This is a genomic window from Algoriphagus locisalis (genome assembly GCF_900116615.1).
Classification (GTDB): Bacteria; Bacteroidota; Bacteroidia; order Cytophagales; family Cyclobacteriaceae; genus Algoriphagus; species Algoriphagus locisalis.
In genome coordinates this window covers 369408-394452 of record NZ_FPBF01000001.1, presented here as the reverse complement: position 1 = coordinate 394452, position 25045 = coordinate 369408, and the positions used below count along the sequence as shown (strand labels likewise).

Below are 25045 nucleotides of genomic sequence, written 5' to 3'. Positions count from 1 at the left end.
ATGTGGCAGGAAATCGTAGTAGGAGTACTTATTTTAGCAGCTTTGGGGTTTTTGGTGAAAAAGTATTTCTTCAAATCAAAAACTGAAGCAGGCTGTGACAAATGCGCCAAACCCTGATTTTTGTGTCAAATAATCTCATAATGCTAGTTTTTTGATACTTTTAGGCTCATGGGCAAAGTAGCCAAGCAGAGTATTCAAACCACCATTTTTTCTTACCTGGGCGTAGTCATAGGATATGTTAATGTCCTTTGGCTCTACCCCTATGCCCTAGATGCATCTCAATTAGGTGCCTTCCGAACAATCCAAGATTTAGGTTTACTTTTCGTTCCCTTTGCACAATTGGGCGTAGGTCATGGGATCACGCGCTTTTTCCCCCAGCTCAAATCCAATCAATCGGCTTTCCTTAGTTACGGGCTAGTCTTTTCCATGGTAGGCTTTGCGCTGGTAAGCGCCATATTCCTAGGTTTTAGAACGCAGATCATCGATCTCTTTGCCGTCAATTCTCCCGAAGTACTAGACTTTTTCGGGGTAGTTCTATTGATCACACTATTTGCGCTTTTGAGTAGCATATTAGATGCATACAGCCGTTCGTTTGTGAAAGTTGCAGTTCCCACCCTCTTCCGGGAGGTTTTTCTGCGGCTACTAACCGGGGTTCTCGTCGGAGCATATCTGCTGAAATGGATCAGCTTCCCGCAAGTGATGCAGGGCCTAGTGGCAGTTTATGGACTGGCTTTTTTGGGGGTTCTAGTGTATTTACTTTGGCTGGGAGTTTTGAAGTTTGACTTTCGCTGGAACACTTTTCCCAAAGGTTTTCGTACCTCTTTTGTTCAGTTTAGTTTGGTTACTTTCTTGGCCACTGCTGCTTCTACCTTGATCATGAAGATTGACAGCATTATGGTGAGTTCTATGATCAGTCTTGAAGCTAATGCCATTTACACCATTGCATTCAGCATGGCGATGGTAATAGAACTTCCCCGGAGAGCGATATCACAAGTAGTGATGCCAGTTATTGCAGACCATTTTGCCAAAGGCAATCTCGAAGAAATAAATACACTTTATAAGCAAATATCAAACCGTCAACTCTACATCTGCCTCCTACTTTTCCTAGGAGTTTGGGCAAACTTAGATGCCATCTATTATTTTATACCAAACCGGGAAATCTATGAATCTGGTAAATATGTGGTGGTTTTAATAGGGTTGGGAAAATTACTTGACGTAGTTTTCTCAGTGAATGGTGAAATTCTTGTTTTCTCCAATCATTACCGATTCAATCTGATAGCGACAATTGGGATGAGTGTCTTAATCGTAGCATTGAATTACCTCCTTATCCCACTCTACGGTATAGAAGGAGCAGCCCTAGCCTCGGTTGCGGTGATGTTTTTATTCAATTTTGTAAAATACCTATTCCTAAGGATCAAATTAGGTTTTGATCCATTTTCGAAGGAAACGTTAAAAATAATTTTTGTGGGAGTTATAACCTATAGTCCTACCCTTGCTGGTTCATTTACCCTATCTCCTATTCCTAATATCATTATTACCAGTTTGTTGATCCTTGGTTTTTATTGGTTTTGGTCAGGAATACTAGGTGTGGGAACTGAAGAATGGGCATGGATAAAAAATAGAATAAAAAAGTCCGGATCTTAGAGTGTTGCAAACCTCCTACTTGACAAGATTTGAGCTGCCTGTAAACCGCAAACTTCCACTGTTATCCTGACCGTTTATAGGACGAGGTCCCGCAGATGCGGGATGAGGCCTGTTTTTGGGAAGGGCTTCACTCGGTAAATTTGTAATTTGTGAAGTTTGAACATGTCGGCGACCCGGACTCTGCAAATATACGATTTATTACACGGCAGGTTGGCGATTTCCCTAGATGATTACGATCATGCAGGATAAACCTTAGAAAAGACAATGTACTTCAGCGATTTAACTCAGAATAAAATTTTCTCTTTCTTGCACTCACAATCGATTGCAAGCGCATTTAACTTAAAAATTGATTTATTTCGGAATTTTATCTTAGTAGAGACCTAAAGTTTTACTCCTTTTAATATTAAATTTGCAAACTTAACCCTTTGGCGCTTTATGTATTTGATTAAAAAAATGGTCGTTTGCCTGGATCAAACATCGCTGGATCAGACGCTGATTCAGCATGCAGCTTTTATTGCTCAGGTAAACCAAACCAAAAAAATCTACTTCGTAAATGTGATCAAGAACCTCAGTATTCCTAAAGAGGTGCTTGAGGAGTTCCCGAATTTGGTAGAAAACATGGTCAACGAAAGACAGGAAGCCATGGAGTCTGTGGTTAATGAACATTTCAAAAATCCTAAAGGAATATCTCTTAACTACATCGTAAAAGAGGGATCTCTCTCTAAGAAAATACTGAAGCTAGCCGAGGAAAAATCCGCCGATATGATTCTTATCGGGAGAAAAGTGCACCTTCCCGGCACAGGTGTGGCTTCCACCCGTCTTGCCAGGCGCGCCAGTTGTTCTCTATTAATCGTCCCAGAAGGTTCAGTCACCAAAATGAAACGCCTGCTCGTTCCTAGCGACTTCTCAGATTATTCTAAGGATGCTTTGGAAGAAGCAATCATGATTGCAGAAAAGCATGGTGGACTTGAGATTGTGTGTCAAAACGTATTCACAGTCCCATCAGGATATCATTATACTGGCAAGACCTACGATGAATTCACACAAATCATGCGCATGCATGCTGAGATCAACTACAAAAAGTTCATCCGTAAAATTGACACCAAAGGCAATAAAATAACCCCTGTCTATACGCAGGATGTGAATGACGATCCGGTAGAAGAGATCGTAGCAAAGGCAAAAGAAATCGATGCAGATGGCATTATCATAGGTGCAAAAGGGAGGACTGCTGCCACAGCGCTATTCATAGGCAGTATGGCAGAGCGATTGATCCAATACAATGACAGCATTCCGCTTTTAGTCACCAGACCAAAAGGAAAGAATGCCGGCATTCTGGATTATATCCTAGAGATTTAGGATCAGTAAATTCTGATTTTTTTTTTGCGCTGAAAATCAAGCTGTAAGCTTGAATAATAACATCTTCACTAAACCCTTTTCTGTATCTTGGGTCTAAAAGGCGAATGAATACTAAAGGTGACCAGGAAATCCTCCAACTCATACAAAACCCCAAAACCAGGGATATGGGTTTTAGGCAACTAATCCAGGTTTACCAAAAGCGAGTTTATCAAGTCATCCGAAGAATGGTTTTGATACATGAAGATGCTGATGACATCACCCAAAATACCTTTATCAAAGCTCATCAGTACATCGGGAAATTCCAGGGACAGTCAAGCCTCTTTACCTGGCTGTATAGAATTGCGACCAATGAATCATTGACTTTCTTAGAAAAGAAGAAAAAAAGGTACTTCTTCTCTATAGATGATCATCAGGAGAAATTAGAATCCTACATAGACCAACCGGGAAATGTGGATGGAGACGAAATACAGCGCTTACTACAGAAAGCATTGCTTACACTTCCTGACAAACAACGGCTCGTATTTCATCTGAAATATCAAGAAGAACTAACCTATGAGGAAATGTCAGAAATCACCGGCACGAGTGTAGGGGCTCTCAAAGCCAGTTATCATCATGCTGTGAAAAAAATCGAACAATCCTTATCCTTAGAATAAACTATTGACCCTCAACCCAGTCTAAAGTACGACATGCAAAAAATTCCAAAAATCAAGGATTTCAAGGCACCCGATAATTACTTCGAAAGTCTCCCCGAAAGGATAATGGATAGAATCCAACCAAACAGGTCTTTTCACTGGATGAAATACGCCGCAGCTGCCGCTATTCTGATAATCAGCTTGGGAGTCTGGCAGTTCAATACATCTACTTCCCAATTTGAAACGCTTGCTATGGATGAAGAAGTTAATTTATACATAGAAAGTCAGTATTGGACAGCTGAAGATGTCCTGACTATGGTAGATAATCCAGAGGAAATTTTGGATCAGATTCTTGCCGAGGAAATGGTTTACGAAGTTGAGGATCTAAGTGAAAATGATCAAAATTGGTATTAAGATTATGAAATCGAGAATGTCGAAAACGGCACACAAGGGAATGATTAATCACCATCCGAGATTCCATCCCGTATCCTTCGTCACGGGACAGGTTATGGCCTTTGAAAGACAAATTATTCACATATGAAAAAATACATAGTAATAGCACTTATGTTTTTCCTTGCCATTGGCCCCACCATGGCCCAACGCCCCGAAGGTGGATATGACAGAGAAAAACTAGAAGCTGCAAGAGTAGCCTTTATCACTACTAGATTAGACCTAAAGCCAGAACAAGCACAAAAATTCTGGCCTATTTACAACGTCTTCAATGATTCTAGAGAGAAAAGCCTCAAAGAAATGTCGGCCCTAGGAAGAACGAGAGACCTGGACTTAAGCGAAGCAGAAGCTAAAAGTAGAATTTCTAAGAAATTTGAAATTCAGCGCCAAATGATTGTTGACGAAGAAAAATTCGTCAAGGATCTCTCAGACGTGATCACCTATAATCAGATTATTCGATTGGATGGCATCAATAGAGAATTTGCCAGACATATTTGGCAAAGACGAAGAGAGGATGACAAGAATTAAAAAAAGCGGCTTCATCGCCGCTTTTTTTAATTACTTACTTTTTCAAAAGATCTCTAATTTCTTCTAATAGCACTTCAGATTTTGGAGGTGCAGGAGGGGGTGCTGGAGCAGCTTCTTCCTTCTTTTTCATGCTATTCATGGCTTTCACAGCTATAAATATCACAAAAGCTACAATGATAAAATCAACCACATTTTGAATGAAAATACCGTAAGTAAGTAGAACAGGGCCTAGTTCTTCCCCAGCAGGTCCAACACTACTTTCCTTGAGCACGATGGCCAAATCGGTAAATTCCATACCTCCCAGCAATACTCCTATTGGTGGCATCACGATATCCTTGACAAAAGAAGCGACGATCTTACCAAATGCGCCGCCAATAATCACGGCAACCGCCAGATCGACCACATTGCCTTTGACAGCAAATTCTTTAAACTCTTTAAGAAATCCCATACGATTTTGGTTAATGGTTATATGAATCATTGAATATTTTAAAAAATATGCTCCAAAGCAAGAGTTAAGAGTTTTACCCAGTGTTTTAATTAACAAAAAGCGCTGTTCAAACAGCATTTTCATTCTGAAAAGAGAACTCTTCGTTCATTTTTTTCATTAACATTGCACCCTTAAAACAAAGAAAAATGCAGGCACCTAAAGCCAAAAAAATAGCTCAGCTTTTAGAATCTCATGGTCATCAGCGCATTGACAATTACTATTGGATGCGTGATCGGGAGAACCCCGATGTAATAGCCTACCTAAACGCCGAGAACGAATACCTCAAAACAAGCCTTAAATCCACGGAAGACTTTCAGGAAGAGCTTTTTCAGGAAATGAAAGGTAGGATCAAAGAAGCAGACGAAAGTGTTCCTTACCTCAAATCCGGATACTACTGGTACGTCAAGTATGAAACAGGAGGAGAATATCCTATCTATTGCAGGAGAAAGGAAAGTATGGATGCAAAAGAAGAAATTTTCTTAGATGTCAATGTACTTGCTGAAGGTAAATCATATTATCAAGTAGGTGGAACAGCGGCGACGGAAGATCTCAAAACCCTCGCATTTGCTGCTGATGAGGTAGGTAGAAGAATCTATGCCATCCATTTCAAAGATCTGGAGACAGGTGAAATCCTTTCCGATCACATTCCCGCTATCACCGGAAACTTTGCCTGGGCATCCGATAATGAGACGCTTTTTTATTCCAAACAGGACCCAGACACACTTCGCTCCTACCAGATCTATTCCCACAAACTAGGAACATTAGTATCTGAAGACCGCCTGATCTACGAGGAAAATGACGAGGAATTCTCTTGCGTGGTGCATAAAACCAAATCTGAAAAATATATCCTAATCCATTCTGAGAGCACTATTTCTTCCGAAATGAGGTTTTTGGATGCTGGCAATCCTACTGGTGAGTTTCAGGTTTTGCAATCCAGAATTCCATTCTTGGAATATGCCGCTGATCATTACAAGGATCACTTTTGGATCAGAACCAATCATGAAGCTCAGAACTTCAAACTGGTAAAAGCTCCGATCGACTCACCTGAGTTGGAAAATTGGGAAGATGTGATTCCGCACCGGGAGACGGTTTTGCTGGAGGATTTTGACATTTTCGCAAACTTCCTCGTGGTACAGGAGCGTAGCAAAGGGCTATGCAAAATCAACATCAAACCCTGGGATGGTACTCAGGCACATACCCTGCAATTTGACGATGAGACCTATACCGCTTGGATCAGTACCAATCCGGAATTTGACACTTCAATCCTTCGCTTTGGTTATAATTCGCTCGTTACTCCGGCAAGTACCTTTGATTACCACATGGTCACAAGAGAGAAGACTTTGCTAAAGCAACAAGAAATAATCGGCGGTTACGATGCTTCACAATACACTTCGGCCAGAATCTGGGCCAAAGCATCTGACGGTGTCATGGTCCCTATTTCTCTGGTTTATAAAATCGACAAATTTTCTCCAGACGGATCAAATCCCCTCCTGCTCTACTCCTATGGCTCATATGGCTTTAGTATGGATGCTTATTTCTCCAGCAGCAGGCTAAGTCTATTGGATCGAGGATTTGTATTTGCAATAGCCCATATCCGTGGCGGGGAAGACCTAGGCCGTAATTGGTATGAAGATGGAAAAATGCTCCGAAAGCGAAATACCTTCACCGATTACATCTCCTGCGCGGAGCATTTGATAGCAGAGAAATATACCTCAGCAGCACACCTATACGGCATGGGAGGAAGTGCAGGAGGGTTATTGATGGGTGCAGTGATGAATATGCGTCCTGATTTGTTTAATGGGTTGATCGCAGCAGTGCCCTTCGTAGATGTAGTGACTACTATGCTGGATGAAAGTATCCCTTTGACTACAGGAGAATTTCAGGAATGGGGAAACCCAAAGAATAAGGAATATTACGAATACATGCTTTCTTATTCTCCTTACGATAATGTGGAAGCCAAAGAATATCCGAATTTATTAATTACCTCAGGCCTACATGACAGTCAGGTGCAATATTGGGAACCAACTAAGTGGGTGGCAAAACTCCGGGAAATGAAAACAGACTCAAAACTGCTTTTCCTACATACGAATATGGACGCTGGACATGGGGGAGCTTCAGGAAGATTCAACTCCCTAAAAGAAATGGCATTGGAATATACATTTCTGCTTTATTTGGAAGGTTTGGTTTTAGCCAAAGGTTAAGTCCCCTTTAAATAACCAAACTCCACTTATCAGGGAATTATTTTTTCCTAACTTTGGCATCAACCTATTACACTAAAACCCCATGAAAATTGCTCTTATAGCCCATGATGGTAAAAAAGCCGACATGGTTCATTTTTTAAGTGGATTCCGCGAAAGGCTACATCAGGCCGATGTAGATTTAGTAGCTACTGGGACCACTGGATCTCATATAGAAAAAGCTGGATTTGAAGTAATTAAATTGCTATCAGGACCATTTGGCGGTGATGCACAGATAGCGGCTATGGCTGCACAAAAAGAGCTCGCCATGGTTGTCTTTTTCAGAGACCCTCTTGACAAGCATCCGCACGAACCGGATGTACAAATGCTGATGAGAATCTGTGATGTGCACAATATTCCATTGGCTACCAATCCGGCTTCAGCCGAACTTATGTTTAAAGCCTTTACTCAAACCTAAGAAATGGAAGCGAAAACCATTAAAAAAATTGGCGTTTTAACCTCAGGAGGAGACTCTCCCGGTATGAATGCCGCAATCCGTGCTGTAGTGAGAGCTGGATTTTATTACGACATAGAGATGTATGGAATCTACCGCGGTTACGAGGGTATGATTTCGAATGATATCAAAAAGCTGGAATCAAAGCACATCACCCATGTGCTTGAGCGTGGTGGAACATTCTTGAAGTCAGCGAGAAGTGCTGAATTCAGAACTCCAGAAGGCCGTCAAATAGCCTACAACAATCTGAAAAGCCATGGCATTGATGCCTTGGTAGTGATCGGGGGCGACGGTTCTTTGACTGGGGCACATTTATTCTACAAGGAATTTGGAGTACCTGCCATCGGATTGCCAGGCACTATCGACAATGACCTTTCCGGTACAGATTCCACCATTGGTTTTGACACCGCATGTAATACAGCTATCGAGGCGATTGATAAGATCCGTGATACAGCAACTTCTCATGATAGACTTTTCTTCGTGGAAGTAATGGGAAGAGATGCTGGATTTATTGCCATCAATGCGGGTATAGGCAGTGCAGCTGCTGCTATTTTAATTCCGGAGAAAAAGATGCCGATTGAGCACTTGGTTGATAAATTAAGAATCAGAACAAAGGCAAAAAAAGCATCCAATATTGTGATCGTAGCAGAAGGTGGAAAAAGTGGCGGAGCTACAGAAATTGCAGCGTTGGTATCCAAACACCTGCCGTATTATGACATCAAAGTAACCATTTTAGGCCATTTACAACGTGGCGGATCGCCTAGTTCTTATGACCGTCTGCTTGCATCCAAACTTGGAGTTTCAGCTATTGAAGGTTTATTGCAAGGCAAATACGATGTAATGGCTGGTCTGATCAACAATAAGGTTGTTTATACCCCTATCAAAAAAGCAATCGTGGATGACAAATCTGTAGATGAGGATGATTTCCGTGTGGCAAAGATTCTGTCCACCTAAAATCTCTTAAAAATTCTAAAAACTCAAAGTCCAAGATTTATCTCTTGGACTTTTTGCTTTAATTAAATGCGATTTTAACCTACTCTTTAAAAACACTTCAATGAATCGATATTTTCTATTTGGTCTTATTCTTTTATTCACCCATAAAATCTTAGCTCAGACACCACAAACCTATACCAACTCAGCGGGAGATATTCATCTCGCTGGCGAATTAGATCTAAGTGTTTTAAAGACAGACACTACTTATCAAGGGTGGTTTGAGCAATATTATAATGCATTTCAGCTCTCGGGGAAAAATACCGATTGGAAAAAACGATTTGAAAATACTGAGATAGAGATATTCTTGGGTACCTGGTGCGGAGATAGCAAACGCTGGGTGCCGCAGCTTGTCAAACTTTGGAATGAACTGGGGCTGGATGAAAATCAACTCAAATTCACAGCCTTATACGATGGGGAAGAACGCTACAAGCAAGGTCCTAAGGGAGAAGAAAAAGGAAAATCAATTCACCGGGTTCCCACATTCATTTTTAAAGAAAATGATAAGGAATATGCACGGATTGTAGAATTTCCTGTGAATGATTTAGAAACTGATTTGGCTCAAATCGCGCTAGGTTATGCCTCAGAACCTAATTATAGAGCGGCTACTTATCTTCTTGAATTATTTGATACAGATTCACTGGAATCTATTTACAATAATGTCCAAACACATTTCAATGAAGTGTATCAACGTGTGGGCAAAGAAAAGGAATTGAATACGCTAGGTTACCTTTTCGAAACTTCAGACCGCTTTCCCCAAGCTTTACTTACTTATGAGATCAATTCTGTGATCTTCCCCTACTCTCCGCGAGTATTAAACAGTTATGCGGAAGCCTTGGTGAAAAATAAGCAGACAGATCGTGCTATTGAAGTGTTCCAAAGAGTAGTAGCTCTGGAGCCTACGTTTGAAAGTGCTGTCGCAAAATTGAAAGAATTAGAAGAAGAAAAAAAGGACTAAAACAACAAAGCCTGATCCATCGATCAGGCTTTGTTGCTATTGGAGAACTACTATTAGTTTCTGTTTACTGCATTTAGCATATCGAAAGCCAACTCTAGACGCTTTACGAAGTTCTCTTCGCCTTTACGCAACCAGTTTCTCGGATCGTAAAACTTCTTGTTTGGGCTATCAGCTCCATCAGGATTTCCTAATTGAGTCTGTAGGTATGCCTCATTCTTTTTGTAATTATTCAAAATACCTTCCCAGAATGCCCATTGCATATCTGTATCAATATTCATTTTGATTGATCCGTAGCTATTTGCTTCTCTGATTTCCTCCACTGTAGATCCAGATCCTCCATGGAATACAAAGTTCAATGGCTTGCCTGTCAGGCCATGCTTTTCTTTGATGAAGTCTTGGGAATTTTTCAGGATAATTGGCTTCAAGCTAACATTTCCAGGCTTGTAAACACCGTGCACGTTGCCAAAAGCTGCAGCAATTGTAAATAGATCACCAATTTCTTTCAAGTGCTCATATGCATAGGCCACTTCTTCAGGCTGAGTATAAAGCTTGGATGAATCGATGTCTGTGTTGTCCACACCGTCTTCCTCACCACCAGTCACACCCAATTCGATTTCTATGGCCATTTCCAGCTTTTCGAATTCTTTGAAGTAATTGCAGGAGATCTCCACGTTTTCTTCCAAAGGCTCTTCAGAAAGATCAAGCATGTGAGAGCTATACAAAGGTCTTTTGTGCGTAGCGTAGTATGCTTTGCCAGCATCAAGAAGGCCATCTATCCAAGGCAATAATTTTTTAGCTGCGTGATCTGTATGCAAAATGACAGGAACACCATAAGCCTCAGCCATTAAATGCACGTGATGTGCACCAGAGATACCACCGGCAATACTAGCTTGTTGTTTATCGTTAGCTAAAGATTTTCCGGCAAAAAATTGAGCTCCACCATTTGAGAACTGAATGATCACTGGTGAGTTTAACTTTTTAGCAGTTTCCAAAACAGCATTCACCGAGTTGGTGTTAATCACATTTACTGCAGGCATAGCAAACTCATTTTCCTTTGCGTAAGCATAAAGGTCTCTAAGCTCTTCACCGTATTTTACTCCAGGTTTAAATTTCATAGGTATTAGATTTGATTAATTCTTTATAAAGCGCCCGACTAGCACTCGTTTCGTATCGAATGCTTCAAAGATATAAATCCCTGCCTGAATATCCGTAACATCTAATTCTAAAATTTCCTGTTGAGCGGGTGTTAAGCCTTGCTGCAGAACCCTTCCTGCCATATCCACAATCCTATAATTAGCCCTTGCCATCTCTGAAGGAATCCTTAATTACAGTCCCGTTTGGGACTAGCTATAGGTAGCCCATGAGTTAATAGTGAAGTTAAAAGTGCCTTTAGGTACGATCCTCTTTTGAACTGAACCTTTTTTTACCACATAAGTCACAAAGCAAACAAAGAAATAGAGGTATGAATTGATTGCGGGAATTACGATTTTAAAAGCTAGGTACAGCTATGATTTACTTTACGCTAAAAAAAAAATTGAAGCTACTTTTTACCACAGAGTTCACAGAGTATAGCACAGAGGACGCAACTAATACGGGATTCAAATACTTAAAAACCCCGATAAGTTAACTGTCCCGTTAGGGACCTACTATCGGTAGCTCTGCATAATTATACCGGAGCCCAAAGTGCCTTTAGGTACGATCCTCTTTTGAACTGAACCTTTTTTTACCACATAAGTCACAAAGCCAACAAAGAAATAGAGGTTTGAATTGTATTGAGGAACTAGGGTTTTAAAAGCTAGGTACAGCTATGGTTTACTTTTCGATTAAAAAGAATTAAACTTTTTGATACTACAGAGGTCGCAGAGGATATCGCAGAGAGCGAAGCTAAACGACGATTCCAATCTTTGAACATTGAATTTGATAATTGACCATTGAAAATTTTTCACCACAATGCTCGCGGAAAATAACGCAGAGAGCGAAGCTGAGATAAACGCTGTAATTCCCTAACTCTATAACTCTACTTCTTCGAACCCAGCGGTATAGTCAGGTTAAAACCCGTAGGACCCAAACTAATCTGATTTACGATCTGCGGAAGCTCCTTAGCATGTGAGTGGTGAAAAGTGTACATGACAGCATCAAATGTCAGCAGAAAAGCACCTTGAAGTATGATCGACTTTCCAAATCCTACAAACTTTTCTTTGTCAATCCGAAGTCCTCGCTCCTTCAGATACATACCCCCAGCTATATAGGCTATATCCAGAGCAGCATTGAAAAGCAATATTTTCTCCATGTTCTGCTGAACATCCATAGTGGCCCAAAAGTCGGTACTTGGGCTATCTTTTGTTGCCTGCCAATACCCAAAACCAGCGATAACCAGATTTACAGAGTTCCAATACAGATTCATTTGGTGAAAAGCCTTCGTCTGCCCACTAGTTTGCCCAGCTGCAATTCCTCCCCAAATCATATTTCCAACAGCCCAGCCACCCAAAATCATCATTCCCTTTTCATTGTAAGAAATCCGGGTTTGGTTGAAATCTTGCAGTTCAGGAATGCTTTGTGCCATGGTTTCAAGCGGGAAGAATACCGCAGCTAGGAGGAGAATGAAAAGTGCAAGCGAGTAAGATGGAAATTTGATAGTCATAGGAAAAGATTTGATACCGGAGACGGATGTTTGATGTCGGGTGTAGGATGTCCGATGTCGGATGCTTGAAAACGTGACACAGGAGACAGAAGACGGAAGACTGTAAGTTATCTAAAGTATCTCATATAAAATCTTAACTAACTAGTAATACAACTTGTTTTTATAGCTAGGCCATTGCAAACAAGATCAGTCTAAATCCAAAACCTATCATGGCTACTCCCACAGCTTTGTTCAGCCAAAACATAACCTTTGGAGTGACGAACTGTGCAAGCTGCTTTGCTATAAATGCTTTGATCAAGTCAATGGAAAATACTGTAAGTAGAATTCCCAAATAGTAAGACCAGAAATCAACTCTATCAAAATCAGTCTTTAGATGTATTAAGCTTGCGATAGAAATCCAGAAAAGCAGGACAAAAGGGTTGATGCCATTGATGCTAAAGCCTTTCAGAAATGCACTTCTCTTTTTGGCTCTTCTCACCTCTTCCACGGAAGCCTCAGCTTTGACAGTTTGTTTTTTGACTAGGTAAGCTATTCCAAATCCTATCAAAATTGCACCCCCCACGTAGCCTAAGACAGCTTCAAAATAGGTTGCCTTTGCCAAGAATTTTACCCCAAAAAAAGTAAGCAAAACATAGAGCGCATCGCTAACCTGAATACCCAATGCAACCATCGCTGCATAGCGGAAGCCCTTTTCCAGGCTACTTTGGATCAGGGTAAAAAACACGGGGCCAATCATGGCGGACAGAAGCAAGCCCATGCTGATTCCTTCCAAGAGTGCTTGACTCACAGCTTGATTTCTCTATTGTTTAAAAATGCCTGCCAATTTGCGGCTTTGTCCCCTTTGAGCACGCGGGGAAATTTGTGCGACCCTCCTTCTTTGCCATGCTCCTTCAGCCAATCATAAAATAAAGAAGAGGGAATTACGCTAACAATCAATTTTTTCAGCGCGTGGTTTCTCTCCACAGCGTAGTCGTCATTGAGCTCTTTTAGACGGGTATCAATAGTAGCGCTTAGTCTTTTGGAATCTACTTTGGAATCCACTCCGATGAACCAGTGATGCGCAAAAAGACTTCCATGAGGAACTCCGATCACGGTAAATTCACGGATATTTAAGTCATGTTCTTCAGCGGTGAGCTCTATTGCCTTGTTCATATTATCCACAGAAAGATGCTCTCCACAAAGACTCAGGAAATGCTTTGTACGACCGGTAATGATTATTTCTGACTCTTCCTTTGAGACAAAGCGCACCACGTCCCCGATCAAGTATCTCCAAGCACCTGCACAGGTACTGATCAAGAGTGCATAGTCCTTCCCTACTTCTACTTCATCTATTTTCAGGGTCTTGGCTTCTGGGTTGATATTTCCATCCTCGTCGAAGTTCTCCTGATTGAAAGGCACAAACTCATGGAAAATGCCATTGTTGAGCACCAAGCGCATAGATTTACGGTTTGGCAAAGCTTGGAAAGCCAAAAATCCTTCCGAAGCCAGGTAGGTTTCCAGGTAGAGTAAGGGTTTGCCCAGAAGCTTCTCAAAGCCTTTTTTATAAGGCTCAAAAGAAACCCCTCCATGAACAAAAATCCGGAGGTTAGGCCAAATCTCATGGATATTATCCACCTGGTAATGGGTTATGATTTTCTCAATCAAAATCTGAAGCCAGGCCGGCACCCCAACTATTATCCCAATATCCCAGGACTTCGCCTTCCCAACTATCTGATCCAACTTATCTCCCCAGTTTTTGCTTCTGGAAATCTTCTTGCCCGGCTTGTAAAAGCGCTGAAACCAAATCGGTAATCTTCCTGTGGTGATCCCACTGAGATCACCGGAGAAATACGTGCCGTTAAACTCCAAATCCGTACTGCCTCCCAGCATCAAAATCCCCTTGGTCAACAAGGATGCAGGCAGATCATATTTTGAAAGAGAAAGAATCTGGCGGACGCCTGTCCTACGAATAGCCTTCACCATGTCTTTGGTGATGGGGATAAATTTGGAAGTAGCCCCTGAGGTACCGCTGCTCAGGGCAAAATGTCTAACTGGCCCTGGCCAGGTAACATTTGATCTACCTTCCAGTGATTTGTACCACCATTCCTGATGAATTCGGTCGTAGTCATAGATGGGTACATTAGATTTGTACAACTCATAAAAATCATCCTCTCCATTTCGGAAGCTCTTTAAGATTATGGGAAATTCATATTTCCGCCCTATCTCAGTTTCAGCAGCTTGTATCAGCAGTTTCTTCAATTCCTGACGCTGAAGCTCCAATGGATGAGAGTATTCCTGTTCCAAACTCTCCCTCAGGCGGATGCCTTTTTTTAGTAAAGTACTAATGATCGCCATATCTTTGTTTTAGGCCTTCTGTAAAAGTAGTAAAGTATAAAAATAGAAAATGGACATCAAAGCCAACCTCGAAGCGGTAAAAAAAACATTCAATAACCAGAATTGCCTCCTAGTGGCGGTGAGTAAAACCAAGCCTCTGGAAGATTTAAAAGTGGCTTATGCTGCTGGAATCAGGGACTTTGGGGAGAATAAAGTGCAGGAACTTCAAGCCAAGCAGCCAGAGATGCCAGCCGATGTGAACTGGCATATGATCGGTCACTTGCAGAGCAATAAGGTGAAATACATCGCTCCCTTTGTGCATCTTATTCATGGAGTTGATTCCTTCAAACTACTGAGGGAGATCAATAAGCAGGGTAAAAAAATCGAGCGAAAGATACCTGTGTTGCTGCAAATGCATATTGCAGAAGAAGAGAGCAAGTTTGGTTTTGATGCAGCAGAATTGAATGAGATGCTTTCAAATCCAGACTTTTTGAACCTGACTCATGTGACTATCCAAGGCCTGATGGGGATGGCGACCTTCACTGAAAACACCGATCAGGTGAGAAAGGAGTTCCGGGGATTAAAAGCACTTTTTGAAGAGTTGAAAAGCCGTCAACTTCCAAGTTTCGTCCAGCTGAAAGATATCTCTATGGGCATGAGCGGGGATTACCTGATAGCTCAGGAGGAAGGAAGTACTATGGTGAGGATAGGTTCGGCGATTTTTGGGGGAAGAGGGTGAGATTTTGGATTTCGGATTTCAGATTGGGGATTTCGGATGTGGGATTTGGGATGTAAGATTTCGGATTGTTTACGCATTAGAAAAATCCCGTAATGGGATTAATAATTCCCAAAAATCAATGGAATGCTAGGTGAAATTAATGATATGAGCTGAAAAAGGTGGATTAGGACATTTTTTGTTTGCTGGCATTAGGATTGAATTTGATGGTATTCAAAGAATCGAGTACTAATCAAACATTAACATCATGAGTTCATTATTATATATCATTGCAGTAATCCTTTTAATTGGCTGGTTAGTTGGAGTATTTGTTTACAGCGTCACCGGCCTGATTCATATTCTTTTAGTATTAGCGCTTGTTGCAGTAATTTTTAGGCTGATTGGTGGTAGGTAGGTAATGAGAAATGTAAAATGATGGAATTTAAATTTTATTACTACATACAATCTTGCCAGTCACCTTAGATACCTCGCTTCTCTGGTCAGAAGACCGAAGATGTTCTAGATTGCTTTTCATCATTTCCTGCGGAAAAGTGTGTATGCATAAATTTAAAATTTAAAGAGTGATTATTTAATATGTATATCCGCTTTTCTGCCATTAAGGAGGCAAAAGCAACATAGTATATGTTAAACTTAAGAATTGAGGTTACTTCAGCCTGTCCCGCTCCTGCGAGAGTCTTCGGTCATCCCCGCCTGCTGTCGGGCAGGGGTCTTCTGGCCGGTTGAGCAGAGAAATATTGGTTACTGGCATCATTCCGTTTAATCATATTATTTAATTGCCTTTACCTATAAAGGAAATTCACTCCTAAGCCAGAATAACAAAAAGCCATCAAGGTATTCCTCAATGGCTTTCAATTTCTTAGAAATAGCTTGCTTAATTTGCGAAGTGCACGGTGGCTACTACCGGCAAATGATCAGAAGGATATCTCTGATCCTTAGCGTCTGTTAAAACTGCGTAGTTGGAAACAAGAAAGTCTTGGCTTACAAAAACATAATCAATTCGATTTTTCATGGATGCAGTAAATCGAAAACCATTGGACGTTCCAACTGGGCCATAAGGAGGCATCTTAGTCACGGTGTAAGCATCCTTGAGGTAGGCAGACAATCCTATGATTTGCTCGGTATCAGGGGTTGAATTGAAGTCACCTGTACAGATAACCGGCTTGTTTTTGGCGATTTCCTTCATTTTCTCAACCATAAGCTTTCCTGATTCCCTTCTAGCCACTACCCCTTGATGGTCAAAATGCGCATTGAACACGTAGAATTCCCTTTTGGAATCCTTATCCTTGAATAAGGCCCAGGAAGCAATTCTGTTACAGCAGGTTGCATCCCAACCCAATCCTGGTTTATCAGGCGTCTCGCTCAACCAGAAATCGCCTGAATCGACTACCTCAAAACGGTCAGTTTTGTAAAATATCGCAGAATGCTCCCCGGTAGTTTTACCATCATCTCTTCCAGCTCCCACAAAAGCAAATCCTGGCATTTCAAGTAAATCATTGAGTTGGTGGATAAATCCTTCCTGCGTACCCATGATATCAAAATCATGATATTGAATTAGGGCTTTCACGTTTTCTTTACGAAGCGGCCAAGCGTTCATACTATCCCGTGGCGTATCCATCCTGATATTGTAACTAGCTACCTTTATTTCACCCTCTTCCTGAGAAAAGGCCGAAATAGATACTAGTAGAGCAAAAATAAGTGCTAAATAATTTTTCATCTGTTTATAATTTGATTTTCAATGGTCATATGTCCGCCCGGCTTACGTCAGTCGGACGGGGAATCTTGCAGCGATTATAATCATGCCAGTGTGTCTGTTAATGATGATTTTAATCGTGTCGATTTCAAATGTTTATAAATTAAATTTCTTAGTTATTTTGAAGAAGTAACCCTGGGTTTCTCCGTTCTTTTGGCTTGGCCCAAAAGAACCAAAAGGCCAAGACGCCAGCAAAGCTTCAGCACGCAAACCAGCCGCTGGCTCGCTGCTGCGTCACCCTCCGCGCCATAACAACAAGCACATCTGCTAATTTGATGGATGCTCGAATATAATCATCCCCCTGTGTGTTCCAATAGGTACGGAATCATGGATATTTTAAATGACGATAATTTCTCTTTTAAGGCCATAATCTGTCCCTTTACAACGGATACGGGATGGAATCTAGCATGGCTTTTAATCATCTCAGTGTGTGTCGCTCTCGACATGCCTGCCTGTCCGGTAGGCAGGCTCGATTTCATTTTATAGGGGTTAAAACACCCCATAAGCCGCTAGAGAAGGGCTTACGGGGCGTATTTGAATTAAAAACTTTTGTTTATTCCCAGCCCGGATTTTGCCCCAAGGCAGGATTTCGGATAAGATCAGACTCCGGGATCGGGTAAAGGTACTTTTTATCCATCCACTCTCTGAAACCCGGATTAAAGATTACTTCCCCGGAAGTGCCGTTAGAAAGCTGCAATCTGCCTGCTCCCGAGGAGGTACTTACATCTACAAAGGCTATAGCTGGGTTGGAAGACTCAGGCTTCGTTCCCTGGTAGAAATACACATCCATTATTCCATCGCTGTTCAGGTCATATTCTCCCAAACCAGGAACGTACATGCCGTTCATTTGAGATTCAGCAAACAGTTCTCCAATATGCCATCTTCGCAAATCATCTGGTCGAAGCCCTTCAAAGATTAGCTCAACTGCCCGCTCCCTGATTACTTCCAATAATACAGGATCAGTAAATTTGCCCTTATAGTAATCAATCAAATAGGGATCTGCCTGGGTGGGGAGACTAGTTAAGGTACTTCCTGTGATCCCAGCCCGGGCACGAAGGGCTCCAATGGTTTCAGCCCATTCACCGGGAGTCATAGTGCCCAGCTCTGCGAGTGCCTCAGCTTTATTCAATAAAACCTCAGCATATCTCATAATAATATGGGCATTGTCATTCCGGCTTTCATCATCGTAAGGAAAACGCTCATCATAGCACCATTTGATCGGTTGATATCCGGTAAAGGTCTGATTGAAATTTGGTGGAGCGACTACAGGAACACCGTTCTCTGTGCGATGGTAGTCTCCTAGACGCACCGTTTGTTTCAGGCGTAGATCACGGTTCCTTACTTCTTCAACAAATGGAGTAGTCTTATAATCAGGATTATCGGTAAAAGAAGTTCCGTCCAAATTCAGGTAGGTATTTACGAAATTACGGGTAAGACTAGGCCTGTTTCCATAAGTAGGGCTGATAAACCGTCTGTTAGCCGAACTAAAAACCTGCAGACTAGCATCCAAAGCTACGGCCAGAATAGTCTCGTCCGCAAAAGGCGATTTTGTAATGAAGAGCTCTCTATAGGATTGATCCACCTGTGCTGCCTCATGTAGGCTAAAGCCAGTGATATCGTTAGCAGTATTTACCACTTCTTGGTACCAAGTGTTTGCGGTGCCCTGCATGCCTTCTTCAACATGGTATTTTCTATACGAAGCTTCAAATAAAGCAATCCTTGTTTTATATGCCCTAGCTACGTTTTTGGTGATTCGGGTAGATGAAGCATCGGAGGTCAGCGTGATGTTTTCGATAGCAAAATCTAAATCCTCCAAAACTTTCTCCATAACCATAAACCTGTCATCTCTTGGCCCATAGAGCGTCAAACTATCTGTGATTTCAATTGTCTGGTCAATCCATGGTACATCGCCAAAGCGAGTAACCTTATCGAAATAAAACAAAGCTCTGAAAAACCTTGCAACCCCTATATAATTGTTCTTTTCGGCAACCGTGCTGTTTTGCGCGTTTTCGATGAAATAGTTGATGTTTCGCAAGGCGCTCCAAGACCAACCTGAACTAGTAGCCGGGCTCAAAGCATTCACGGACAAATAGGTGTCCACACCATTTCTGGCAACAAGATCCGAAACGTCATCACCTTGAAAAACCCCCACATCAGTACCTGGCAGGATATTATAAAATGAATTGCTGTAAAGTTCCAGCCCTGTGGCAGAACCGAATATGGCTTGATTGCTGGCAGTGTCCACTGGATATTCATCCAGATTGCAGGAGGTGACTGCTGCTAATAAAAGAAATAATAAGATATAATGAATATTCTTCATGACTGTTCTAATTAGAAGTTAACTGTTAGACCTGCTGAAATTGCCTTTAGCATGGGATAGTTATACCCGTCTCCGCTTGTCCCTCCGCTAAGGTCACGGTCAGATCCATAGATACTGGTAACATCTGTATCCTTGGTCCATTTGTAAAGTGAAGACCAGGTCCATAGATTTTCAGCTGATAGGTAAACCTTCACATCATTTGCCTTGATTTTTGAAGTCAAATGCTGCGGAAGGGTGTAGCCTAATTGTATGTTTCGAAGACGGATATAAGCTACATTCTGTATAAACCGATCATTTGGAGTACTTAGAGCTCTGTCGTTTCCTAGAGCTACATAACCTACTAACCTTGGCAGATATGCATCAAAGTTCCCCAATTCTTCACGGAACATATTGTCTTCATGCCAGCTTGGGTATTGATTGTATGGACGATTATACTGTCCCCAGAAACGTGATTCACCGGATGGATACCAGTCCTGCTTCAGAACTCCCTGGAAGAAAGCACCAATAAAGAATCCGTTCCATTCGGCATTCAGGTTAACGCCATAAGAATAGCGAGGCTCTGAGTTGCCTATAACAGATTTGTCACCGGAATCCCCTACCCGATTCGATCCATGATAAATAACATCATCTCCATCCACGTTTCTGAATTTCAAATCTCCCACATAGTTTTTCCGGGTATTGGTATTTCGGATATTTGATTGGGAAGGGGAGTTGAGGATTTCCTCATCAGAGCGGAACAATCCTTCCACTTGGTACCCCCAAATTTCACCGATTCGTTGACCTTCATAGTAGTCAGTCAGGTTTTTATCCGGGTTGTTGTACTTCGTGATGTATGCTTTATAATCTGAAAGGGCAACTCTTACACTATAGTTGAAAGGCTTATCTGCCACTATAAAGTCATCATTCCAAGTAACTGTTGCTTCCCAACCCGTGGTCTCTAGATCCGCATAGTTCCCTTTTGGTACGGTAGTGCCATAGATAGCAGGCAAAGTCGGCCCAACGGTAAACATATCCGTGGTCCAACGACGATACCAGTCTGCTGTAAATTGAAGCTTATTGTTGACGCTTGCAAAATCCAGCCCTATGTCTGCTGTGGTGGACGTTTCCCAGGTAAGTCCCTCAGGCACAACCCCTGGCATACTGGTAGCTTGAGGTCGTTGCCCGTTTATAATTCTACCCAATTGGGAAATAGAGAAATTCTCTGTGAAGGAATAAGGACTGATATTACCGTTGCCCAAGGAGCCATAGGAAGCACGAACTTTTAGACTAGTCAAAATACTTGGTTTCACATTCCAAAACTTCTCCTCGGATACCGCCCAACCTGCAGATGCGGAAGGAAAGAATGCCCATTGTTGATCAGTTGGGAATTTGGAAGAGCCATCGTAACGCCCATTTATCTCTAGCAGATACCTACCCATGTAATCGTAATTCACCCGGAAGAATGAACCTGCGATAGCCCATTTTTGGTAACCTCCATTGGTCACAATACTTTGCCCAAGGGCTAAGTTGATGTCCTCAGCGTCTGGGAATACTATACCGTTCCGTCTGGCAGTAAGATTTTCGTAGATAGATGTCTCGTAATTAAAACCAAGCAACAAACCTAGGTTATGCGCCTCATTAAAGGTGTTCTGGTAATTGGCATAAAGGTTCGTAGCATAATATTGGGTGGTATTTCTACGGTCCTGAAGATCATTAGTATTGGTACCGGTATATCCAGTCACGCCTTCATATCTACTGTATGGCACCTGAACCCGCTTCTGAAAGTAACTATTGTCATTGGACTGAAAGGTAAAGTTTCCGTTCAGGGTCAACTTCTTATCAAATAACTCCGCCTTAGCTGCAAATCGGTTTTTCAGGAAGCGCTGTACCTGGTCCACTGCATTTCTTCCTATGTAATAATCCCCAACGGTATAGGCTGCAGGAAAGGACAAGGAACCGTCAGGATTGGTCAAAGGTGCAAGTGGATGCCCTTCATCTGCCATATTTCTCCATATTCCACTTCCTTCACCCACGTTCAATGGCTGATGGTAAGTCATTCGGGAATAATCAGTATTATTTTCTACCTGCAGCCAAGGAGTTACCTGAATGGTTCCTTTGGCGCGGAAATTATACATCGCATAGGTATCAGTATTGTAACGGAATAATCCGTCTTGTCCATTGTACCTTCCACTCACGTAATAAGAAGTTTTAGTATCACCACCTGTCACTGCTATGTTATGATCTTGGGCAAAGAATCTTTCTTTGTACAATTCCCTGTACCAGTCCGTGCTATAATAGTATTGGTACTCTCCTGTAGCAGGATCCACTTCGATTCTTGGCAAAGAGGGATCTTCCCATCTTCTCTTTATTTCCGCCAAGTATGCAGGAGAGAATGGTAAGGTCTTATTTACTGCAGTAGGTGTATTTCCGTTGTCATTCCATTTAGACCAGGCGTCGCTGAAGCCTTTTGCCCAAGGATAAGATTCGGTGAAATTGTCCGGGACTGCAGTTGGGGATTTAGTGGAAAAATTCCCCGAGTAAGTGACGGAAATTTTCCCCTCTGTAGCAGCTTTGGTAGTAATCAAAACCACCCCAAATGCCGCTCTTGCACCATAGATAGAAGCAGAAGCAGCGTCTTTCAGCACTGTGACACTGGCTATATCGTTGGGGTTAAGCATTTTGGGATCACCTTCTACCCCATCAATCAAAATCAAAGCACTACCCTGCTGACCAATGGAAGTCGTACCACGAACGTTGAACGAGGGAGATTGGGTAGGTTTACCATCCAGCATTCTGATATTTAAATTAGGAACCGCTCCTACCAATCCCTGAGCAATATTAGAAATAGGTCTATTTTCAAATACTTCAGATTCCACTTGGTCCACTGCTCCTGTCAAATTGGCTCTACGCTGCTGACCATAGCCCACTACTACAAATTCCTCCAGGCTATTTTCTGATTGGGACATGACTACATTCAGCACTGAAGCTGACCCTACAGGCAGTTCTTGCTGCTCATACCCTATAAAGGAAAATAGTAATGTCTGTCCTGGAGTTACATCAATTGTATAAGATCCATCGATGTCAGTGACTGTGCCTGAGGTGGTTCCCTTCACCAAAATGGAAACTCCCGGCATGGGTTCACCCGACTGGTCCTTAACTACCCCTGATATCTTTTCAAAGGCAAGCTCTTTAGTTATCAGTTGATCCGATAGATCTTTATTAATAATAACACTAATTGTGTTATTCACCTGCTTAAACCTTAAATTGGTCTGCTTGGCAACCTTGTATAAATGTTGCTCTACGGTACTTCCAGACTGGAGATATTTTATAGTTCCAGCATTTTTTAAAGCCTCCTCAGTATAGAAAAATTTAAAATCAGAATTTTTCTCAATTGCTTTAAAAAACTGGAGCAAGGTTTTTGGCTGAGATTCCAATACTACAGACACCTCATCTATTCCCTTAATCTGGGCTGTGGTAGTTTTTGCTAATATTGGGCTTAAGGTAATGCATAGCATTGCAATTCCCCTGGCCAATAGTTTGATAGACATTGCTATAAACGGTAATATTTTTTGCATAATTTTGAATTGAAAGATTGAAACATAGTCTCCCCTGATTTCAGCATGCGAAACTGATTGACTCAGGGGTAATAATTTGTTTTGATTTCGCAGGAACGTATTGGTAGTACGTTCCTGTTTTTTTTGCTTTTTGCTATTACATAGGCATTAGTTAAAGTTTAGGGTTATCTCCTGATCATCGATTACAAATTCAAATTCCAGTGTTTTGCTCATCACGTTCAACACATTTCTGAGAGACTCCTGATTATCAAAAACCCCGGAGGCATGTAATGCCTGTGGCTGTCCATTTATCTTAATAGTGACTCCGTACCAGCGCTGCAGTATCTCCACCATTTCATCAAGATCAGCTTCGTCAAAGCGAAGGATTCCTTTAGTCCACAGTATTTTGTCTGCTGCCTTTACCTTATATTTTTCCATCTCAGGCAGGTCAGGAGAAAGTAGGGACTCTTCGCCTGGGTTGAGCTCTATATAGGCATCCTTTCCTGACTGGTTTAGCTTTACCTTCCCTGTGAGTAAGGTTACTGCCACTTTTTGATCTTTATTAAAAGTTGAAATATTAAAGGAAGTCCCTAAGGCTGTGGTTACTATTCCTTTGGCATCTACTACGAAAGGATGATCAGGATCTTTAACTACCTCAAAAAATGCCTCTCCCTCTAATTGAATAGCCCGGTTATTCTTAAAGTTTTTAGCATAGGTAATGCTGCTTTGGGAATTGAGGTAAACCACCGACCCGTCTTCCAGGGTTGCTTTGGTTTTCTCGCCTTGATTATTGGAATTGGTTATCATCGTTTCCTCATTTGCAAGCTCAAGGCTGGAGGTTTTTTCTTGCCTGTTTTGGATATAAAAGAGCGAAGCCAAGCCAAGTACGAGAAAAACCACTGCCGCCCTTAGCCAGTTGAGATTGTAAGTCTTTTCGATTTTTGGCTCACTCTGCTGAGAAGGTAGGGAGTAGCTATTTCTTTTATGATTGATCTTTTTCCAGAGTTCATTGGTATCTATGGGCAAATCTCCCGATTTGATCGTTTCAGACCACAGCTGGAAAATCTCTTTGGAAAGGAGGTCTTCAGCTTCTTTGCCTTCCAGAAATTCCAAAAATTCCTTTGCTTCTGATTGGGAGAGTTTTCCTTCACTAAATTCCCTGTACTTATTTTTAAAATCCATTCTTGGCTAGTTACAGTGATAAATAGCCACGAAGCGAAAAAACTACTCATCTGAACCAATAAAAAATTTGGAAAATAATTGTTAAGGAGATAGATAATTCTTAACAATCATTTAATAATAGAATCAAAAAGAATTTTAACCTGTAAAAACCAACTACTTACAGACACTATTTCCAGTATGGAAAGTCTTTCCTTAACCCATTTTGTGGCCCGGTAAGCCTGGTTTTCCACAGTTCGCTGGGAAACATTTAATTTCTCCGCTATCTCTTCAAAGGAATTATCCTCCAAATGCTTCATTTTAAAAACCTGTTTCTGGGCTGGAGGCAATTTTTCTATGATTTCCATGGACAGGACGTGGAATTCAGAATAAATCAAATCATCCTGAGGGCTATCAGTAGAGTTCTGGTTGACCAATGTAATCTGGTATTGCTGAAAGGCAATAAAACGCGCGTCTTTCCTTTTTTTCTTGATCACAAGCGACCTAATAATGGCTATCATGTAGGCGTTGATGGAAAGTTCAGGATCGAGACTAGCCCTGTTTTTCCAGATACTTAAAAACACATCCTGCACAACTTCCTCTGCCTCTTCATGGCTCAGGCGCATTTTCCTTGAGACATTGTAAATCTTTTTGGAAAAAAGTCTGAATAGTTCCTCAAAGGAAGTCTCATCCCCTTGAGAAATTTTTCTTACGGTATGTTGTAAAGAAATAGGATTTGATTTTTCCAAGGTTGCAGCATATTAAAGCGAATCAAAGTAAACCTTTTGGATACCCGCTTCAAAGCTGCAAAGTGAACTGTAATGAAATGATAATATGAATTTAAAGTAAACTTCTCTG

General features: G+C 41.5%; 24 protein-coding genes. 12 read left to right on the top strand and 12 right to left on the bottom strand.

Annotation, left to right across the window (positions count from 1 at the left end):
- The 6 genes from BM386_RS23420 (at nt 1) to BM386_RS01675 (ending at nt 4610) form a co-directional block, all read left to right on the top strand.
- Nucleotides 1-117, top strand: coding sequence for a FeoB-associated Cys-rich membrane protein (locus BM386_RS23420; RefSeq protein ID WP_139235826.1), 117 nt, complete (start codon nt 1-3; stop codon nt 115-117).
- Between the two features lie 51 nt (nt 118-168).
- Nucleotides 169-1644 (top strand): lipopolysaccharide biosynthesis protein, encoded by a 1476-nt coding sequence (locus BM386_RS01695; protein WP_091691332.1) that lies wholly within the window; start codon nt 169-171, stop codon nt 1642-1644.
- Nucleotides 1645-2079: 435 nt separating this feature from the next.
- Nucleotides 2080-3000 (top strand): universal stress protein, encoded by a 921-nt coding sequence (locus tag BM386_RS01690; protein WP_091691331.1) that lies wholly within the window; start codon nt 2080-2082, stop codon nt 2998-3000.
- A gap of 104 nt (nt 3001-3104) precedes the next feature.
- A complete protein-coding gene (locus tag BM386_RS01685) occupies nt 3105-3653 on the top strand; it encodes an RNA polymerase sigma factor (protein WP_091691330.1) in 549 nt (182 codons plus the stop codon).
- Between the two features lie 33 nt (nt 3654-3686).
- Entirely contained in the window at nt 3687-4046 is a 360-nt protein-coding gene (locus BM386_RS01680) for a hypothetical protein (RefSeq protein ID WP_091691329.1), read from the top strand.
- A 123-nt stretch (nt 4047-4169) separates the two neighbouring features.
- Nucleotides 4170-4610, top strand: a complete 441-nt coding sequence (locus BM386_RS01675; protein WP_091691328.1) for a hypothetical protein — start codon at nt 4170-4172, stop codon at nt 4608-4610.
- A gap of 34 nt (nt 4611-4644) precedes the next feature.
- Here BM386_RS01675 and mscL read toward each other — a convergent pair whose 3' ends face one another.
- Entirely contained in the window at nt 4645-5058 is a 414-nt protein-coding gene (gene mscL / locus BM386_RS01670) for a large-conductance mechanosensitive channel protein MscL (RefSeq protein ID WP_091691914.1), read from the bottom strand.
- Between the two features lie 185 nt (nt 5059-5243).
- On the opposite strand from mscL, the gene BM386_RS01665 reads away from it, so the two are divergent.
- The 4 genes from BM386_RS01665 (at nt 5244) to BM386_RS01650 (ending at nt 9736) form a co-directional block, all read left to right on the top strand.
- Nucleotides 5244-7298 carry a S9 family peptidase gene (locus BM386_RS01665; RefSeq protein ID WP_091691327.1) on the top strand — a complete coding sequence of 685 codons (2055 nt, stop codon included), beginning with the start codon at nt 5244-5246 and terminating at the stop codon, nt 7296-7298.
- An 82-nt stretch (nt 7299-7380) separates the two neighbouring features.
- A complete protein-coding gene (locus tag BM386_RS01660) occupies nt 7381-7752 on the top strand; it encodes a methylglyoxal synthase (protein WP_091691326.1) in 372 nt (123 codons plus the stop codon).
- Nucleotides 7753-7755: 3 nt separating this feature from the next.
- Nucleotides 7756-8742 carry a 6-phosphofructokinase gene (pfkA, locus tag BM386_RS01655; protein ID WP_091691325.1) on the top strand — a complete coding sequence of 329 codons (987 nt, stop codon included), beginning with the start codon at nt 7756-7758 and terminating at the stop codon, nt 8740-8742.
- A 100-nt stretch (nt 8743-8842) separates the two neighbouring features.
- Entirely contained in the window at nt 8843-9736 is an 894-nt protein-coding gene (locus tag BM386_RS01650) for a tetratricopeptide repeat protein (RefSeq protein ID WP_091691324.1), read from the top strand.
- Between the two features lie 53 nt (nt 9737-9789).
- On the opposite strand, the gene fbaA is transcribed toward BM386_RS01650, so the two are convergent.
- From fbaA to BM386_RS01625, 5 genes are all read right to left on the bottom strand, one after another.
- Nucleotides 9790-10851 (bottom strand): class II fructose-bisphosphate aldolase, encoded by a 1062-nt coding sequence (gene fbaA, locus BM386_RS01645; RefSeq protein WP_091691323.1) that lies wholly within the window; start codon nt 10849-10851, stop codon nt 9790-9792.
- Between the two features lie 15 nt (nt 10852-10866).
- The gene (locus tag BM386_RS24075; protein WP_091691322.1) at nt 10867-11043 is read right to left on the bottom strand and encodes a T9SS type A sorting domain-containing protein; all 177 of its coding nucleotides are present in this window, start codon (nt 11041-11043) and stop codon (nt 10867-10869) included.
- A 710-nt stretch (nt 11044-11753) separates the two neighbouring features.
- Nucleotides 11754-12377 carry a DUF6992 family protein gene (locus BM386_RS01635; protein ID WP_091691321.1) on the bottom strand — a complete coding sequence of 208 codons (624 nt, stop codon included), beginning with the start codon at nt 12375-12377 and terminating at the stop codon, nt 11754-11756.
- 166 nt (nt 12378-12543) lie between these two features.
- Nucleotides 12544-13164 (bottom strand): LysE family translocator, encoded by a 621-nt coding sequence (locus BM386_RS01630; protein ID WP_091691320.1) that lies wholly within the window; start codon nt 13162-13164, stop codon nt 12544-12546.
- A complete protein-coding gene (locus BM386_RS01625) occupies nt 13161-14711 on the bottom strand; it encodes a GH3 family acyl-acid amido synthetase (RefSeq protein WP_091691319.1) in 1551 nt (516 codons plus the stop codon). The genes BM386_RS01630 and BM386_RS01625 overlap by 4 nt, the downstream gene beginning before the upstream one ends.
- Nucleotides 14712-14760: 49 nt before the next feature.
- Here BM386_RS01625 and BM386_RS01620 point away from each other — a divergent pair, with 49 nt between their 5' ends.
- Both BM386_RS01620 and BM386_RS23415 read left to right on the top strand, forming a co-directional pair.
- Nucleotides 14761-15429, top strand: coding sequence for a YggS family pyridoxal phosphate-dependent enzyme (locus BM386_RS01620; RefSeq protein WP_091691318.1), 669 nt, complete (start codon nt 14761-14763; stop codon nt 15427-15429).
- Nucleotides 15430-15673: 244 nt separating this feature from the next.
- Entirely contained in the window at nt 15674-15820 is a 147-nt protein-coding gene (locus BM386_RS23415) for a lmo0937 family membrane protein (protein WP_139235825.1), read from the top strand.
- Between the two features lie 477 nt (nt 15821-16297).
- On the opposite strand, the gene BM386_RS01615 is transcribed toward BM386_RS23415, so the two are convergent.
- The 6 genes from BM386_RS01615 to BM386_RS01590 form a co-directional block, all read right to left on the bottom strand.
- Nucleotides 16298-17140, bottom strand: coding sequence for an endonuclease/exonuclease/phosphatase family protein (locus BM386_RS01615; RefSeq protein WP_091691317.1), 843 nt, complete (start codon nt 17138-17140; stop codon nt 16298-16300).
- A gap of 329 nt (nt 17141-17469) precedes the next feature.
- The gene (locus tag BM386_RS01610) at nt 17470-17655 is read right to left on the bottom strand and encodes a hypothetical protein (RefSeq protein WP_091691316.1); all 186 of its coding nucleotides are present in this window, start codon (nt 17653-17655) and stop codon (nt 17470-17472) included.
- 74 nt (nt 17656-17729) lie between these two features.
- Complete coding sequence (locus BM386_RS01605) at nt 17730-19496, bottom strand: RagB/SusD family nutrient uptake outer membrane protein (RefSeq protein ID WP_091691315.1); 1767 nt, start codon at nt 19494-19496, stop codon at nt 17730-17732.
- An 11-nt stretch (nt 19497-19507) separates the two neighbouring features.
- Nucleotides 19508-23050 carry a SusC/RagA family TonB-linked outer membrane protein gene (locus BM386_RS01600; protein ID WP_244545434.1) on the bottom strand — a complete coding sequence of 1181 codons (3543 nt, stop codon included), beginning with the start codon at nt 23048-23050 and terminating at the stop codon, nt 19508-19510.
- Nucleotides 23051-23197: 147 nt separating this feature from the next.
- Entirely contained in the window at nt 23198-24211 is a 1014-nt protein-coding gene (locus BM386_RS01595) for a FecR family protein (RefSeq protein WP_091691314.1), read from the bottom strand.
- Nucleotides 24212-24318: 107 nt separating this feature from the next.
- Entirely contained in the window at nt 24319-24936 is a 618-nt protein-coding gene (locus BM386_RS01590; RefSeq protein ID WP_091691313.1) for an RNA polymerase sigma factor, read from the bottom strand.
- Between the last annotated feature and the right edge of the window lie 109 nt (nt 24937-25045).